Source organism: Bacillus sp. SG20033 (genome assembly GCF_044570195.1).
In the GTDB taxonomy this organism is placed as follows: Bacteria; Bacillota; Bacilli; order Bacillales; family Bacillaceae; genus Bacillus; species Bacillus subtilis.
In genome coordinates this window covers 1,618,712-1,634,295 of sequence record NZ_CP172606.1, presented here as the reverse complement: position 1 = coordinate 1,634,295, position 15,584 = coordinate 1,618,712, and the positions used below count along the sequence as shown (strand labels likewise).

Below are 15,584 nucleotides of genomic sequence, written 5' to 3'. Positions count from 1 at the left end.
TCTATCACCCCCGTGGCGATTCACAATCTCTTGCTTACATTCCATTACAATACAGCCTATTTAACATGTCAAAGATTTATGTGTTAATGAAAAAAGCCTTCTTCTCTATTATCACCTTCGGAAATATCCGATAAGGCGCTGCCGGCACGTTCATTCGTTTGCTCAGATAAAGAAAGATCACCAAGCGTGACAATTCCAGTCAGTTTTTTATTTTTTGTAACTGGTATCCTTCTGAGCTGATGCGATGCCATCAAATGAAGAACCTCATCGACTGAAGCATCTTCCTCCACACTGACAGGTTTTTCAGTCATCGCGTCAGTGATTTTTTGCGAGTTCGGTTTTTTTATGGCGATTCCTCTTAATACGAGATCGCGGTCGGTTACGATGCCGACCAATGTTTTCCCGTCCTCATCAACTACCGGAATCGCTCCTACATTTGCGTCCTTCATCTTTACTGCAGCTTCATATACATTATCTAATACCGTGCAATATTGCAAGTCGGCTGTCATCAGATCTTTTATTTTTGTCATCCGTTTAACCTCCTTTAGTCTAGTGCTATTGTCGTCAAAATTTAATTTTTACATACTTTCAAAAGAAGAAGATTCATTGAAAGTTTAACGCTTTCATACTATGATTGTCAGGAAAGGTAATTTTTATAAGGAGGGGTCAGTGTTGAAGTTTACTGAAAGCGGACTTGAAGGGGTTAAGGCTGAGCTCAGCTGGCTAGACGACTTAATGGAAAGCAAAGGTCTTATCAGAGCGGGTCAATGGGATTACGAGAGAGTCACCTATGACAAGAAGTTTTCGACGATTGAGGGTACGTTTTACCTGCGGATACAAGGTATTGCGGCAGAAGGCGATGTCGGAAGCGGGCGCGCCGTGATTCAATTAATGTCCCCTCTCCTAGGAAAGCATTACTACCCGCATGGAGTAGAATATGGAGAAACGGAAGAGTTTCCCGTACAGGTTGTAACAAAAAGCAAGGCACTGATTCAGGACATAGCCGACATGTTAAAAACAGTTCAAATGTAACGAAAAGGTACAGCATATTTCGCTGTACCTTTTATGATATCGTCTGCTGAATATACGGCGGCTCCTCCTGCCCGTCCTTTTCCCTTTCTTTCTTCACCCATTGGAAAAAAATAATGGCCAAAAAAGTACCGTACACAATTTCCTGAATGATTTTCATCATGACTGCCCCGAGCTGCTGATCCTCTAACAAAGGCAGTGTATTCAACATCTCTGGCCCTGTTAATGGGACCTGCCCCATCATATCCGCTGGCACGCAAAGCCTCATTGCCTCAGCCCATAAAGCCGGATCTGTATAGGTGGAGTATAACGGTGCACCGCTGAACATGATCAAGGCGCAAGCAGGTGTGAGCAGCATACCGTCCGCCATAATATAACCCAGCTTCATCAAGCCGCTGAGCTGCCGTAGACGCTCAACCTTATGAACAAGCGGCCACCACATAAAGAACGCAAGCACAAAGATAAGCCAAGTGATTAATGTATGGTAAAACGGATCCGTTTTGACAGTATCAAATATAAGCGGTACATGATATAAAGAAAAAATGCCGTTAAACAAAAGCAAAGCAATTAAAGGCGTCGTAAAAAAGGAAAAAAACGGTTTGATTGAAGGCCTGAAAATGATTTTTTCCCAGAGCCATGCAGGAATTCCCGCGATTAACAGCGGCGGGACAACCAAATACAGGACGGCCATCTGCACCATATGTGCGCTGAACATAATATGTCCGAGCAAATCAACCGGGCTTCCCTCGGCTGCATATAAAAACAGTATCGCCGACAGAAAGCACACCATCTCTTTACCAGTTATTCGATTTGGCTTTGAGGACAATCGCCTGTAAAAATAGAGATAAAGCGCCGTAATGCCTAACAGGATACAAAAAAGATAAGGGCTCCACATCGCGCGAAACCCAAATATCTCCAACTGGTTCATTTCTTCACCTCCGGCGGCTGTTTCAAATTACCACCATATAATTGTCACAAACGCAAGCACAGTGATAAACGCGACAAACACCCCTGAATACAAAAACAGTGCCGGCGCCTCATGCCCTTTCTGATTCATATGCATGAAATAATACAGCTGAAAAATGACTTGAATTGCAGCTAGCAAAATAATGAAAGGAATCGTAAACCAGCTGCCGACACCGTCCGTGGCCACAGTCAGAAATGCAACAATCGTAAGACCGATCATTAAACCAAAAGACAGGACTTGATATTTCATCTCTCGGGCATGCTTTTTTTTCTTAAATTCAAGGTCGCTATTGATATGCCCTCTGCTTTTTTTATCGACCATGTTTATCCCACCATCCCCATTAAATATACAACGGTAAAGATGAAGACCCACACGACATCAATAAAGTGCCAATAAAGGCTGGCAACGTAAAACTTAGGCGCCGTATACAGATTCAGCCCTCTCTTGGCATTGCGGATCATAAGCGTGCTGATCCACAAAAGCCCAAATGCCACGTGGGCGCCGTGTGTACCGACAAGCGTGTAAAACGCAGAACCAAGGGCAGAGCTTGTGATGGTAAAGCCAAATTCATGGGTGTAATGCTTGAACTCATAGATTTCCAGTCCTAAAAAGCCCGCCCCCAATAAAATCGTAATTCCCAGCCAAAGCTGCATCTTGCCGAAGGAAAAGTTCTTCATGTGGTACATCGCGTACACACTCGTTAAACTGCTCGTTAATAGAAGCATTGTGGCAATGAATACAAGTGTCACATCGAACATTTCCGTCGTAGGCGGATCACCGGCATTTGAATTCCGAAGCGCAAGAAACGTGGCGAAGAGAGACGCAAACAGAACAGTCTCTCCGCCAAGAAAAAGCCAAAAGCCTAAAAATTTATTTTTCCCTTCCAGGGTTACTTTTTCAGGAGAAGCTGGAAAGGTTTCTGCGGTGAATTTTTCTTGAACTTGCATTATGCCTTCACCCCTTTATCATCGTTCGGCAGTTCCTCTTTATGAATATGATAGCCGTGATCATCAATTACTGAACGAAGCAGCATCGTAATAAATGTGATGCCGAGCCCGATAAAGATCACCGGCAGGCCCCAAGCGTAATCACTTCTGTACAGCAGCCCGAACGCTGCGACAAAAAGGCCGAAGGAAATGACGAGCGGCAGGATCGAGCCGTTTGGCATATGAATATCATCAACCGGTTCCGCCGGCGTCATTGATTTGTGCCCTGCCTGCTTCTCAATCCAAAACGGATCAAGTCCTCTGACAAAAGGAAGCTGTTTAAAGTTATACTCCGGCGGTGGTGAAGAAACGGTCCATTCCAGCGTACGTCCGTCATGCCATGGATCAGCACCTACATATTCACCTTTTACCGATGTCCATATGACATTGACCAGCAGAAGAATAACAGCTGCCGCCATAAAAAACGCCCCGATTGTACTGATCAAGTTGCCGGTTTCCAGACCCTGTCCTGGCAAAAACGTATAAACCCGGCGCGGCATCCCCATTAAGCCGACAAAATGCTGAATGAAAAACGTGAGGTGAAAGCCGATAAAAAACAATACAAATGAAATTTTCCCCATCGTTTCATGCAGAATTTTACCGAACATTTTCGGCCACCAGAAATGAACACCGGCTAAAAGGCCGAATACAACGCCGCCAATAATGACGTAGTGGAAGTGCGCAACCACAAAATACGTATCATGGAACTGATAATCAGCCGCAGCAGCTGCCAGCATGACTCCCGTCACACCGCCGAGCACAAAGGATGGAATAAATGAGACAGCATACAGCATAGCGGTTGTATACTTCACATTTCCTCCCCAAATCGTCAACAGCCAGTTAAAAATCTTAATCCCGGTCGGAATCGCGATAGCCATTGTTGCAACCGCAAAAATCGCATTTGCAATCGGGCCGAGACCAGTCGTGAACATGTGGTGCACCCAAACCATAAAGCCCAGAAAGCCGATGAGCACGATTGCAAAAACCATTGAAGAATAGCCAAACAAACGCTTTCTGGCGAACACAGGGATGACCTCAGAAAAAATACCGAATGCAGGCAAAATTAGGATATAAACCTCCGGGTGGCCGAAGATCCAAAATAAATGTTCCCAAATGACCGTATTTCCGCCAAGCTCCGGATTAAAGAAATTGGTTCCGAACAGCCGATCCAGCATCATGAGAGCCAATCCAACCGTAAGCGGCGGAAACGCGAACAAAATCAATGCCGAGGCCACAAATGTCGTCCATGTAAACAAAGGCAGCCTCATATACGTCATGCCCGGAGCCCTCATGTTGATAATCGTAGCCAAAAAGTTAATCCCGGCTATCAGCGTCCCGAGCCCCGATATTTGGAGTCCGAGGACGAAAAAGTCTATGCCGTGCCCTTTAGAATGAAGCGAAAGTGAGGCATATGACGTCCAGCCCGCATCTGGCGCTCCGCCCAAAAACCAGCTTAGATTTAAGAAAATGCCCCCGAAAAAGAAGAGCCAAAAACCAAGCGCGTTTAAAAATGGAAACGAAACGTCCCGAGCCCCGATCTGCAAAGGCACAACCGCATTCATCAAGGCAAATAAGAGCGGCATCGCAGCCAGAAAGATCATCGTCGTTCCGTGCATAGTCATTACTTCATTGTACGCTTGAGCACTGAGAAACGCATTTTCCGGCTTTGCCAGCTGAATTCTGATAAACATCGCTTCAATTCCCCCGACAAGAAAGAAGAATCCCCCTGCCACTAAATAAAGAATCGCGATTTTTTTATGGTCCACCGTCGTCAAATAATCCCAAAGCATAGATCCGCGCGTCCGCTTTTCTGTAAGCGCATTCAACATATGTGACCTCCCCCAATATCTCCCTTTCTTCCCTACTTGCTTTCCGCTTTTAAGCCTTTTAAGTATTCATAAAGCGCATCTGTTTCGCTGTCTGAGAGCTTTGGATATGTGCCTGTCATTTTGTTCCCCGGCTTTATGCTGTCAGGGTCCTTCAGCCAAGCCTTCACATTTTCTTTGTTGGCCTCTTTCACCCCTGCCACTTTTGTCCTTTCACCGAAGGTCGCCAAGTTGGGTGCCGTTCTAGCGGCTTCTGCACGCTTATCATTCGGCTCTACCGCATGGCAGCTCAGGCAGTTTTTCTCTTTAAACAGTTCTTCACCCTGCTTAGCCAAATCGCTCTCTGCTGTAGATTTATAGTTTTTCATTTCTTTTGTCCAGCCCTGAAATTCCTTTGCAGACATTGTCTTCACTTTAAAATCCATCAGCGCATGTGAAGGGCCGCAAAGCTCTGCACACTTCCCAAAAAACATATCTCCTGCCTCTTTGCTTCGTTTTGAATCAAATGTCAGGAAGAACTTATTTTCATTATCCGTATTCGTATCAAGTTTTCCTCCAACTGAAGGAATCCAGAAGGAATGTTTTACATCAGAGGCTTTTAAATTAAAATAAACACGCTGATCTGTCGGTACAATCAGCTCCTGGCTTGTGATAATGCCGTAATCAGGGTACTCAAACTCCCACCAGTATAAATTTGCCCTAACATTGACTACAAGAGCATCCTCAGCTTTGCGGCCTTTCTTATCCATTGGTGATGTGTCCGCTAGCTCCAGCGTATATAATACAACAGGAATCACAAGAATAATGAGCAGCAAAATCGGGATCACGGTCCATGTGATTTCTAAAAATTTATTCCCCTCTACCTGTTTCGGTATCGTGTTCTCACCGACCCGTGATCTTCTGAATCTCACAATCACATAAAAGAAGATAACAGATACTACTGCAACAACAACAACCATAATCAATGTGCTGAGCACTGTCAGGTCATACTGTTTATCAGCCACCTCGCCAGCAGGCTTGAGCGTGGATAAAAAAGGTTTTCCACATCCGCTTAATAGAAGCGGCACTAAGGCTAATAATAAAATAAGACGCCAATGCTTTACCATTTCACCCAACCCCTTTTCTGGTCAATACAAAGGCGGAAAGCGGATCGAAATCTATCGCCATCCAACCTATCACCAATAAAGCACTTACATTTCCTCTTCTCTTAAATTATGAGTTTTTTTACTCAAAATGCCATCTATGTATAAAAGTAAAGCCGCCTGATTAAACAAGAGGTCAAGGCGGCATTTACTAGTTGTCATCGTTTATTTTGAAGCGATAAAACAAGCATCATATCTATTTTTTAGAAAAGCGTCAAGACAACCATGGCAACGAAATAGATTGTCATGTAGTTAAGCGAGTAAACGAACATCTGCGTTGCCCACTTCATGATATTCTTGGAGCGGAATCCCATTAAGCCAAGAATCAGCCAGCCGATATTTAACAGCAAGCCGAGAATGACAATCGGAAGACCCAGGCTACCAAGGAAAAACGGAAGCGGCATCAGGCACGCAACCCACACAATAATTTGTCTTTTTGTCACTTCAAATCCGTATACGACAGGAAGCATCGGAATATTTGCAGCTCTGTAATCCTCAGTTTTCTTAATAGCCAATGCTAAGAAGTGAGGAATCTGCCAAATAAATAAAATCATGAATAACACCCATGCTACGACACCGATATTCCCTTCCACTGCCGTCCATCCAATAAGCGGCGGCACTGCACCGGAAACGCTTCCTACTACTGTGTTAATCGTATAGCGGCGTTTCGTCCACATTGTGTACAATACAACATACGTAAAGACTCCGATAAAACCGATAACAGCAGCCATGACAGTTGTCATCAGCAGCATGATCAATCCTAAAGCAACCAGCAAAATTCCAGACCATAACGCCTGACTCGGCTGAATTTTACCCGTAACCGTCGGTCTTACTTTCGTACGCTCCATAAGATGGTCAATGTCCCGGTCATACCAGTTATTGATCGCGCAGGAGCCCGCAATAATCAGTGAAGACCCGATTAACGTAAGAAGAACGGTGTTTATATTGCCTAAAAAACTTAAACCGGATATATGCAGTGCAAGCCACATTCCAGTGAAAGTCGTGATGAGGTTAGAATTGACGATCCCTATTTTAATAAGGGACAGAAAATCTTTCCATGCCGTTGTTTCTTCAATTTGTCCGTCTATAGCTGTATCATTTAAGATTCTGGAGTTAGCCATAACGTAAACCTCCCTTACAAACCTAGCGCAGGAGAATAAAATAACCTGCAACTCTATCATACAAGATAACATCTTGTAAAAAAACATCCTATTAAATATTAAACGACAAACAGGAATTTATTTGTGAACTTTTTATGAATTTTACCAAAGATGAAGGCAATCTCCAAATCGGCATTGCGTTTACCTTATTTCTATCAGACCCGGCATGAATAATCAAGTGTACATTTTCCAGAAGCCGTCATTCTATTATATTTTTGTGAACAAAAGGCTCTGGGAATTGCCACAAAACACATATTCGCTTACACTTGGAACGTATATAAAATTGCAGCAGTATGTTAAGAAGGTGAATATTGTATGAATAAAGCATTAAAAGCTCTCGGTGTTCTGACGACATTTGTCATGCTAATTGTTTTAATCGGGGGTGCCCTCGTTACAAAAACAGGTTCCGGCCAAGGATGCGGCAGACAGTGGCCGCTGTGTCACGGCCGTTTTTTCCCTGAACTGAATCCGGCTTCAATTATTGAATGGAGCCACCGATTCGCAAGCGGAATCTCTATTGTCCTTGTGCTAAGCCTTGCGTTTTGGTCATGGAGAAAAATCACGCCGATTTTCCGTGAAACAACGTTTCTCGCGATCATGTCAATTATCTTTTTATTTCTTCAGGCATTGCTTGGCGCATTGGCTGTCGTATTCGGTTCGAACGCGCTGATTATGGCGCTTCACTTCGGCATATCATTAATTTCTTTTGCTTCAGTGCTTATTTTGACATTGCTCATATTTGAAGCTGATAAATCAGTCAGAACACTGGTTAAGCCGCTTCAAATCGGCAAAAAGATGCAATTTCACATGATAGGAATTTTGATATATTCCTATATCGTTGTGTATACAGGCGCATATGTAAGACACACTGAATCAAGTCTGGCATGTCCTGATGTGCCGCTGTGCAGCCCGCTGAACAATGGACTTCCGACCCAATTCCATGAATGGGTGCAAATGGGCCACAGAGCAGCAGCCTTACTGTTATTTGTATGGATTATTGTTGCCGCTGTTCATGCTATTATCTCCTATAAAGATCAAAAACAGATCTTTTGGGGATGGATCTCATGTCTTATTTTCATTACATTACAGGCACTGTCCGGGATTATGATCGTATACTCTGAACTGGCTCTGGGCTTTGCACTTGCCCACTCGTTCTTTATTGCCTGTCTGTTTGGCGTTCTATGCTACTTCTTATTATTGATTGCTCGTTTCCGTTACGAATCCAGGCAATCATAAGGACTCAAGACCAAAGCCTTAGGCGGCTTTGGTCTTTTTTCATGTCTTGTTTTGGCGCTTTATTGTTTCAATGGCCAGCCTTCGCTGAACTTGATGATCAGTGAGCGGCTCACTTCAGCCTGTCCCCTTTCTCATCGTGATTATAGAAATTTCATATGCATCTATAGCCCGCGAACATAAGTATTAAAGCCTTTTAAATCAGATAGTGCTTAAAGATATATGCACGGCATACTACAAAGCATCTAAAATATTGGCTGTATAAGCCTCTATTTATTTTGGGCTTGTGACAGTATTGTATAATCTCTGAAGTCCCCTTATATCTCTTCTAACCATCTGTTTCACTCCACATTTTCTATATAAAAAAACAAGAGTGTATATCAAATGATATACACTCTTCGTTTATTATGCTTTTTCAATTTCAAGGAGCAGATCTCCCGTTTGGATCGGCTCGCCATTTTTCACATGAACCTGCTTGATTGTTCCTGAGAAAGGCGCCTGAACCGTTGTTTCCATTTTCATCGCTTCATTAATCATCAAATGATCACCTTTATTGACTTTTGTGCCTGCTTCAGCCAATACCTTAATAACGGTTCCAGGCATAGAAGCTGCGATGTGGCTTGGATTTGTCCGGTCTGCTTTCAGCCTTTCCTGAACGGAAGACTTAATGCTTTCATCTTTAATGACTACTTCACGCGGCTGCCCGTTGAGTTCGAAATAAACGACGCGGGTGGCATCAGGCTGAGGCTCACCGATTGAAATCAGCTTAACGATCAGCGTTTTGCCGCGCTCAATTTCAACTTCTATCTCTTCACCTAATGTCATACCGTAGAAGAATGTCGGTGTATCTAATACCGAGATGTCTCCATAGCTTTCTGTCGTTTTCACATAATCAGTGAAGACTTTAGGATAAAGGGCATATGCCACAGCATCCTGATCTGAAATTTCCAAGTTATGCTGCTCTTTAAATTCCTGTTTGATCGCTTCAAATGACACCGGCTCAAGCAGTTCGCCCGGTCTGACTGTAATCGGCTCCTGTCCTTTTAAGATCAGCTTTTGCAGTTTTTCCGGGAATCCGCCATGAGGCTGGCCGATATTTCCTTTAAAAAGCTCCACGACAGAATCAGGGAAATCTAAAGATTCACCTTTTTCGTAAACGTCTTTTTCAGTCAGATTGTTTTGCACCATGTAAAGTGCCATATCTCCGACAACTTTTGAGGAAGGCGTTACCTTGACGATGTCACCGAACATATCGTTCACGCGTCTGTACATTTCCTTGACTTCGTTCCATCGGTCGCCAAGGCCTACTCCCTTGGCCTGCTGCTGCAGGTTGCTGTATTGGCCCCCTGGCATTTCGTGTTCATAAATTTCAGTATGCGGAGACTTCATTCCGCTTTCAAATTCACTATAATATTTACGCACCGACTCCCAATATTGGGACAGCAATTCAACGCCTTGGACATTCATTTCCGGACGGCGGTCGTTGCCTTCCATCGCATGATAAAATCCGCTCGCGCTAGGCTGTGACGTTAATCCCGCCATTGAGCTGACCGCCACGTCTATGATATCAACGCCGGCTTCAACAGCTTTCGCATACATATAAATACCGTTTCCGCTCGTATCATGCGTATGAAGGTGAACCGGAATGTCGATCGTTTCTTTCAACGCAGAAACGAGTTCATATGCAGCCTGCGGTTTTAACAGCCCTGCCATATCTTTAATCCCGAGAATATGGGCTCCGGCCGCCTCAAGCTCCTTCGCCATCGATGTATAATATGCAAGGTCGTACTTCGTCCGGTTCTTGTCAAGGATATCTCCCGTATAACAAATCGCAGCTTCTGCCACTTTGCCGGTATCCCTAACAGCATCAATGGCTAACGTCATCCCTTTTACCCAGTTTAAGCTGTCGAAAATACGAAACACATCAATACCGGATTGAGCTGATTGCTTCACAAATTCTTTAATCACATTGTCCGGATAATTCGTATAGCCGACCGCATTTGATGAGCGAAGCAGCATCTGGAATAAGGTATTCGGCACTTCTTTGCGAAGATCTTCCAAACGCTTCCACGGATCTTCTTTCAGGAATCGGTAGGCTACATCGAAGGTCGCGCCTCCCCACATTTCCATACTGAATAGTTCAGGCCATAACGCAGCCGTCGGATTTGCGATTTTTTTCAAATCATGCGATCTGATTCTAGTTGCCAATAACGATTGGTGGGCATCCCTGAATGTCGTATCAGTTAAAAGGACAGATTTCTGCTCCTTAACCCAATTTGCAAGCCCTTCTGCACCTTTTTCATCAAGAATTTGCTTTGTTCCTCTGGCAGGCTGCTGATCAACGTCTACCTTTACGCTTAACGGTTTGTCAAACGCCGGTTTTTCTTTTTTCCCGATTCCAGGGAAGCCGTTCACTGTCACATTGCCGATGTAAGTGAGCATTTTCGTTCCGCGGTCTTTTTGTTTAGGGAATTTAAATAATTCAGGCGTTGTATCAATGAAAGACGTATCATATTGCCCTGTCAGGAACTTCTCATGTTTTGCAACGTTCTCAAGGAACGGAATGTTCGTTTTTATGCCTCTGATTCTAAACTCCTGAAGGTTTCGCACCATTTTGGCAGCTGCCTGTTCAAACGTTAAAGCCCAAGTTGAAAGCTTAACGAGAAGTGAATCATAGTATGGTGTGATCACGGCGCCCTGGAAGCTGTTTCCAGTATCAAGACGGACACCAAAACCGCCGCCTGAGCGGTAAGCCATGATTTTTCCTGTATCAGGCATGAAGTCATTTTGCGGATCCTCAGTCGTAACCCGTGACTGAATGGCATAGCCGATTGTAAAAATGTCCTTTTGCTCAGGAATATTTACTTTTTTGCTGTGAAGGCTGTGCCCTTGGGCAACAAGGATCTGAGTTTGAACAATATCGACACCAGTAATCATTTCTGTTATCGTGTGTTCAACTTGTACGCGAGGATTTACTTCAATAAAGTAAAACTCGTTGTTTGCAACAAGGAATTCGACCGTCCCCGCATTTATATAGTTTACATTTTTAGCAAGCGCAACTGCCGCCTCACAAATTTGATCCCTTAATTCAGGTGACAGCGAGACACTCGGCGCCACTTCAATGACCTTTTGATGGCGTCTTTGAACGGAACAATCCCTCTCAAAAAGATGGACGACATTTCCCTGCTTGTCTCCAATGACCTGAACCTCAATATGTTTCGGATTCTCAATTAATTTTTCTACATAAACTTCATCATTGCCAAAGGCTGCTTTCGCCTCTGATTTAGCACGCTCATATGCTTCTTTGACTTCACTTTCAGATCTGACAATCCGCATACCGCGGCCGCCGCCGCCAAGCGAGGCTTTAATGATGATCGGATAACCGTTAGCTTGTCCAAATTGTTCGACGGCTTCAAGCGTTTCGGCAGGACCGTCGCTTCCCGGAATCACGGGGATTCCCGCTTTTTCTGCCTGCTCACGCGCTTTTACCTTGTCACCAAACATATCGAGATGCTCGGATTTTGGCCCTATGAATACGATGCCTTCTTCTTCACATCGTCTCGCAAAATGAATATTTTCAGATAAGAAACCGTATCCCGGATGAATTGCATCGACTTTGTTTCTTTTCGCAATATCAATGATACCTTCAATATCCAGGTAAGCATCAATCGGTTTTTTCCCTTCACCGACCAAGTATGCTTCATCCGCTTTGTACCGATGGTAGGAACCGGAATCTTCTTTTGAATAGACCGCAACTGTACGAATATTCAACTCGGTACACGCCCGGAATATTCGGATTGCAATTTCTCCCCTGTTTGCTACTAATACTTTTTGTATCGATTGCTGAGACAAACTTTTCTCCCCCTTACCCGAATGGAATATAATCTATCATAGCGGATTATCCTTCCCCTGTACACACTTGTTTTTTACAGATAAACAGTTTTTTTGAGCTGTTTCTTTTTCATTCCCTTCGGCGCCAAGGGCTCTTTCTTTTTCTTATTCTCTGAATATTTCACAAACATGCTGATATTCGCTAATATCCCCATACTCCCCAGCAGCAGCACCAAAGAAGAGCCCCCGTAACTGATAAATGGCAGCGTAACCCCTGTAATCGGAATTAATCCGCTGACACCGCCAAGGTTAATAAACGACTGGATGGCAATCATGCTTGAAATGCCGATCGCCAGAAGACTTCCAAACGGGTCCTCACATTTTCTGGCAATATAAAAACCTTTTATGACGACAAAACCCAATAAGAAAATCACAAACAATACCCCAAAAATGCCGAGCTCTTCAGCAATGACAGCCATAATAAAGTCAGTGTGTGATTCAGGCAGATATCCGTATTTTTGGATACTTTCACCGAGCCCCAGGCCGAAAATGCCGCCTGAGCTGATCGCATAATAAGAATTGATCACTTGCAAACCTGATGAATTTGCATACTTAAATGGGTCTTCAAGACTCTCAAAACGCGCCAAACGGCCTTTAGTTAAAATTTGATCCTGATTTAAATAGAGAATCGGGCTGACTAAAATGAAAACAATTCCGCCGAGCAAAAGCAGCCTCACCAGCGTCTTTCCGCTGAATCCGGAGCACAAGATCATGCACGTCGCAATTAACCCTATAATCATGGCTGTACCGAAATCTGGCTGCATGGCAATTAACCCGCAAATTATAAGCGTCATGACTACCGGAGGGGCTACTCCCGTTAACAGATGGTCGATATAACTTTGTTTTTTTGCATATACGGCTGCAAGGTATAAAATCACGACCAGTTTCACAAACTCCCCAGGCTGAATACTCATTCCGCCGATTTTAAACCAGCTCTGCGCGTTTCCGGCAACATGCCCGAAAACAAACAGTGAGATAAGCGCAAGAACAGATACAAGCAGTATCCCCTTCTGAAACTTTTGATGGGCCAGTGCCTTGTAAGGAAACAACGCCATGAGAATAAATAGAGCGCCACCCGCAATTAAAGCAAACAGCTGCCGCATGAAGAAAAAATTACTGCTTACTCCATACCGGGAGACAGCTGTAATCATGCTTGAGCTGTATACCATCACTAAACCGAATCCGCATAATAAAACGATTGCGAATATCAGTGAGTAATCATAAGATTTTAGCATTTTTTTTAACATAACATCCTCTTCCCTGCTTCTAACTTCCAATATCTATGGTTTTTATGTATTTATCTTTTTTATTTTACTACAATTTATCAAACGAGACGAAGAATCTCTATACGATTCGGAAGGAATGTGTAAAAAAAGACCGTCTTTTATGAGATGAGAGAAAAATAGCGGTTATAAAAAAACCCAAACTGTTAATAAGTTTGAGTTTTATCATTTATTTAGCTGTAAACGCGTCATGTAAAGCAGACAATTCGCGTTCCAATGTGTATAAAAGGTCTTTACCGTCTTTTTCATCAACCAATCCCAGGCGGACAGCAAAATCGATTTCCCTCGAAAGCCCGAACATTTGAGTATCTAAAACCTCTTCATATAGAGGACATTGAGGCATCGTTAAGTTATCCATTTGTACTCGGATCAGCTTCAAAATCTTCTCAGCGTCCACTTTTAAGAGTTCAAAAGCTTTTTGCCGATGGTCAACTATCATCTCTGAAGCCAAAAGTATCCCTCCGTTCCCCAGGCGAGTACCTAATTCTTCTATTTATCATAAAGGGTATCAACAGAAAATGCAAGAGGATTTAAGCATATGACATAAATTAAAAAATACTCAGCCTGTACATCTCAGACATTATTTCCAAAAGCTTTACACCTGCAATGCTGTTCCCTTTTTCGTCTAATGCGGGGCCGAATATGCCGATCCCGAAATCGTAAGGCGAAATGCCCATAATCCCGCCGGATACGCCGCTTTTCGCAGGAATTCCGACCTTAATTGCGAATTCCCCGCTTGCATTGTACATTCCGCACGTCACCATAAACGTTTTGCAAATTCTAGCGACATCTTTTGAGATGACTTGCTCCCCAGTCTCTGGATGTCTGCCGTTCAATGCAAATACAGATCCGATTTTCGCTAAATCCAAGCTGTTCATCTCAATCGCGCATTGCTTCGTGTATAAATCCATTACTGCTTCTACATCATCTTCAAAAATGCCGTACTGCTTCATATAATAACACATCGCCCGATTAATCATTGAAGTGCTGTATTCAGATTCAGCCACTTCCCGGCAGTATGTAATCTCTTGGTTGTTTGTCAGCCTTCTGATAAAAGAAAGCAAATAATCAAGTCTCTCTTTCACCGTTCTTCCTCTTATCAGACTTGTCACTACCAATGCCCCGGCATTAATCATAGGGTTTAACGGCTTGCTCGGATTCACCGTTTCGAGCTTGATAATTGAATTAAACGGATCACCGGTCGGCTCCTGTCCAACATAACTGAAGACCTTATCTTTGCCGTATTCCATTAACACCAAAGCAAGGGAAAGGACTTTCGATATACTTTGAAGCGTAAATGTTTTTTCTACGTCACCTGCTGACAGACAAACATTATTGGAATAATAAATCGCCACTGACAGGTCGTGTTTATCAGCTTTTGCCAAGGCGGGAATATAGCTGGCTACCTCCCCCTTGTCCGTTACTTTTTTCGCCTTTTTCACTAAGGCTTCAAGCTCATCATTATGCCGGCATACCATGCAAACACCCTCGTTCCCTCAGCATTTCAATACACATAATTTGTACACAAAGTGACAATTCATGCGAAAACTTTTATAATTTTGAGAGAAGGGGGTCATATCATGAGCGTTATCCAAGTAAAAGGCAATGTTACATATCCAATTACCATTGATCCAAGCGTATGGATTTTTGATGATCGCAAATTTTCGTTTGACCGCAAAGGGGACAGTCAAGACACATATTTACAATCAGCCGGGGATGAATCAGACCTTGATCCGGAACGCGTCATCAGAGAGGGGCGAATCGCGCCGCCTACATTAAAGACGGAAAAACAATATGAGAAGCAAAAACTGATGAACGGCAGTTTCGCAATGAGACTTGGGACTGTCCTGAAAAATGCTGAGCCGAACAGCTCTGCGACACAATGTGTATTTGTCACAAGTTCGGGAAAGGCCGCCGTTTCTCTGGAAACCGCTCTGAACAGTATTGTCCATTTCAGTGAGGCAGGCAAGCCGATTCAAGAAGGCGGCCCCGTGCATATTTACTTTGAAGACCCGGTTCATCACAAACAGCCGATTACCGACGTAAAAGAGATCGAAATCATTTAAT

The 15,584-nt window shown here is 43.6% G+C and carries 14 protein-coding genes; 3 read left to right on the top strand and 11 right to left on the bottom strand.

Translation table 11 applies throughout. The annotated features are described in order from the left end of the window. Window positions 1-83 precede the first annotated feature (83 nt). Window positions 84-530 (bottom strand): CBS domain-containing protein, encoded by a 447-nt coding sequence (locus ACFVP7_RS08710; protein WP_106073895.1) that lies wholly within the window; start codon window positions 528-530, stop codon window positions 84-86. A gap of 139 nt (window positions 531-669) precedes the next feature. Between ACFVP7_RS08710 and ACFVP7_RS08705 the strand changes: the two genes are divergently transcribed. Further along, on the top strand, window positions 670-1,032 hold the full coding sequence (locus tag ACFVP7_RS08705) for a YugN family protein (RefSeq protein ID WP_080474471.1): 363 nt from the start codon (window positions 670-672) through the stop codon (window positions 1,030-1,032). Window positions 1,033-1,063: 31 nt separating this feature from the next. Here ACFVP7_RS08705 and ctaG read toward each other — a convergent pair whose 3' ends face one another. From ctaG to cyoE, 6 genes are all read right to left on the bottom strand, one after another. Further along, window positions 1,064-1,957, bottom strand: coding sequence for a cytochrome c oxidase assembly factor CtaG (gene ctaG, locus ACFVP7_RS08700; protein ID WP_338733631.1), 894 nt, complete (start codon window positions 1,955-1,957; stop codon window positions 1,064-1,066). A gap of 27 nt (window positions 1,958-1,984) precedes the next feature. Beyond that, complete coding sequence (ctaF, locus tag ACFVP7_RS08695; protein ID WP_003232242.1) at window positions 1,985-2,317, bottom strand: cytochrome c oxidase subunit IVB; 333 nt, start codon at window positions 2,315-2,317, stop codon at window positions 1,985-1,987. A gap of 2 nt (window positions 2,318-2,319) precedes the next feature. Then, entirely contained in the window at window positions 2,320-2,943 is a 624-nt protein-coding gene (gene ctaE / locus ACFVP7_RS08690) for a cytochrome c oxidase subunit III (protein WP_038828405.1), read from the bottom strand. Continuing rightward, entirely contained in the window at window positions 2,943-4,811 is a 1,869-nt protein-coding gene (gene ctaD / locus ACFVP7_RS08685) for a cytochrome c oxidase subunit I (protein WP_032725638.1), read from the bottom strand. Before ctaD ends, ctaE begins: the two co-directional genes overlap by 1 nt. Before the next feature lie 32 nt (window positions 4,812-4,843). Further along, window positions 4,844-5,914: a cytochrome c oxidase subunit II gene (gene coxB, locus ACFVP7_RS08680; RefSeq protein WP_014663859.1), complete on the bottom strand. Its 1,071-nt coding sequence runs from the start codon at window positions 5,912-5,914 to the stop codon at window positions 4,844-4,846. A gap of 239 nt (window positions 5,915-6,153) precedes the next feature. Further along, complete coding sequence (gene cyoE / locus ACFVP7_RS08675) at window positions 6,154-7,071, bottom strand: heme o synthase (protein WP_003232250.1); 918 nt, start codon at window positions 7,069-7,071, stop codon at window positions 6,154-6,156. A gap of 354 nt (window positions 7,072-7,425) precedes the next feature. On the opposite strand from cyoE, the gene ctaA reads away from it, so the two are divergent. Then, the gene (gene ctaA, locus ACFVP7_RS08670) at window positions 7,426-8,346 is read left to right on the top strand and encodes a heme A synthase CtaA (protein WP_021479351.1); all 921 of its coding nucleotides are present in this window, start codon (window positions 7,426-7,428) and stop codon (window positions 8,344-8,346) included. 402 nt (window positions 8,347-8,748) lie between these two features. Here ctaA and pyc read toward each other — a convergent pair whose 3' ends face one another. The 4 genes from pyc to glsA all read right to left on the bottom strand — a co-directional run bounded on the left by pyc (window position 8,749) and on the right by glsA (window position 14,995). After that, the gene (gene pyc, locus ACFVP7_RS08665) at window positions 8,749-12,195 is read right to left on the bottom strand and encodes a pyruvate carboxylase (RefSeq protein ID WP_029726522.1); all 3,447 of its coding nucleotides are present in this window, start codon (window positions 12,193-12,195) and stop codon (window positions 8,749-8,751) included. 74 nt (window positions 12,196-12,269) lie between these two features. Next, window positions 12,270-13,481 (bottom strand): cell division protein FtsW, encoded by a 1,212-nt coding sequence (gene ftsW, locus ACFVP7_RS08660; RefSeq protein WP_021479353.1) that lies wholly within the window; start codon window positions 13,479-13,481, stop codon window positions 12,270-12,272. 205 nt (window positions 13,482-13,686) lie between these two features. Continuing rightward, window positions 13,687-13,968, bottom strand: coding sequence for a YlaN family protein (locus ACFVP7_RS08655; protein ID WP_003245286.1), 282 nt, complete (start codon window positions 13,966-13,968; stop codon window positions 13,687-13,689). Window positions 13,969-14,065: 97 nt separating this feature from the next. After that, window positions 14,066-14,995 (bottom strand): glutaminase A, encoded by a 930-nt coding sequence (glsA, locus tag ACFVP7_RS08650; RefSeq protein ID WP_003232263.1) that lies wholly within the window; start codon window positions 14,993-14,995, stop codon window positions 14,066-14,068. Between the two features lie 102 nt (window positions 14,996-15,097). Here glsA and ACFVP7_RS08645 point away from each other — a divergent pair, with 102 nt between their 5' ends. Further along, the gene (locus ACFVP7_RS08645; protein WP_003245279.1) at window positions 15,098-15,583 is read left to right on the top strand and encodes a hypothetical protein; all 486 of its coding nucleotides are present in this window, start codon (window positions 15,098-15,100) and stop codon (window positions 15,581-15,583) included. Window position 15,584 lies beyond the last annotated feature (1 nt).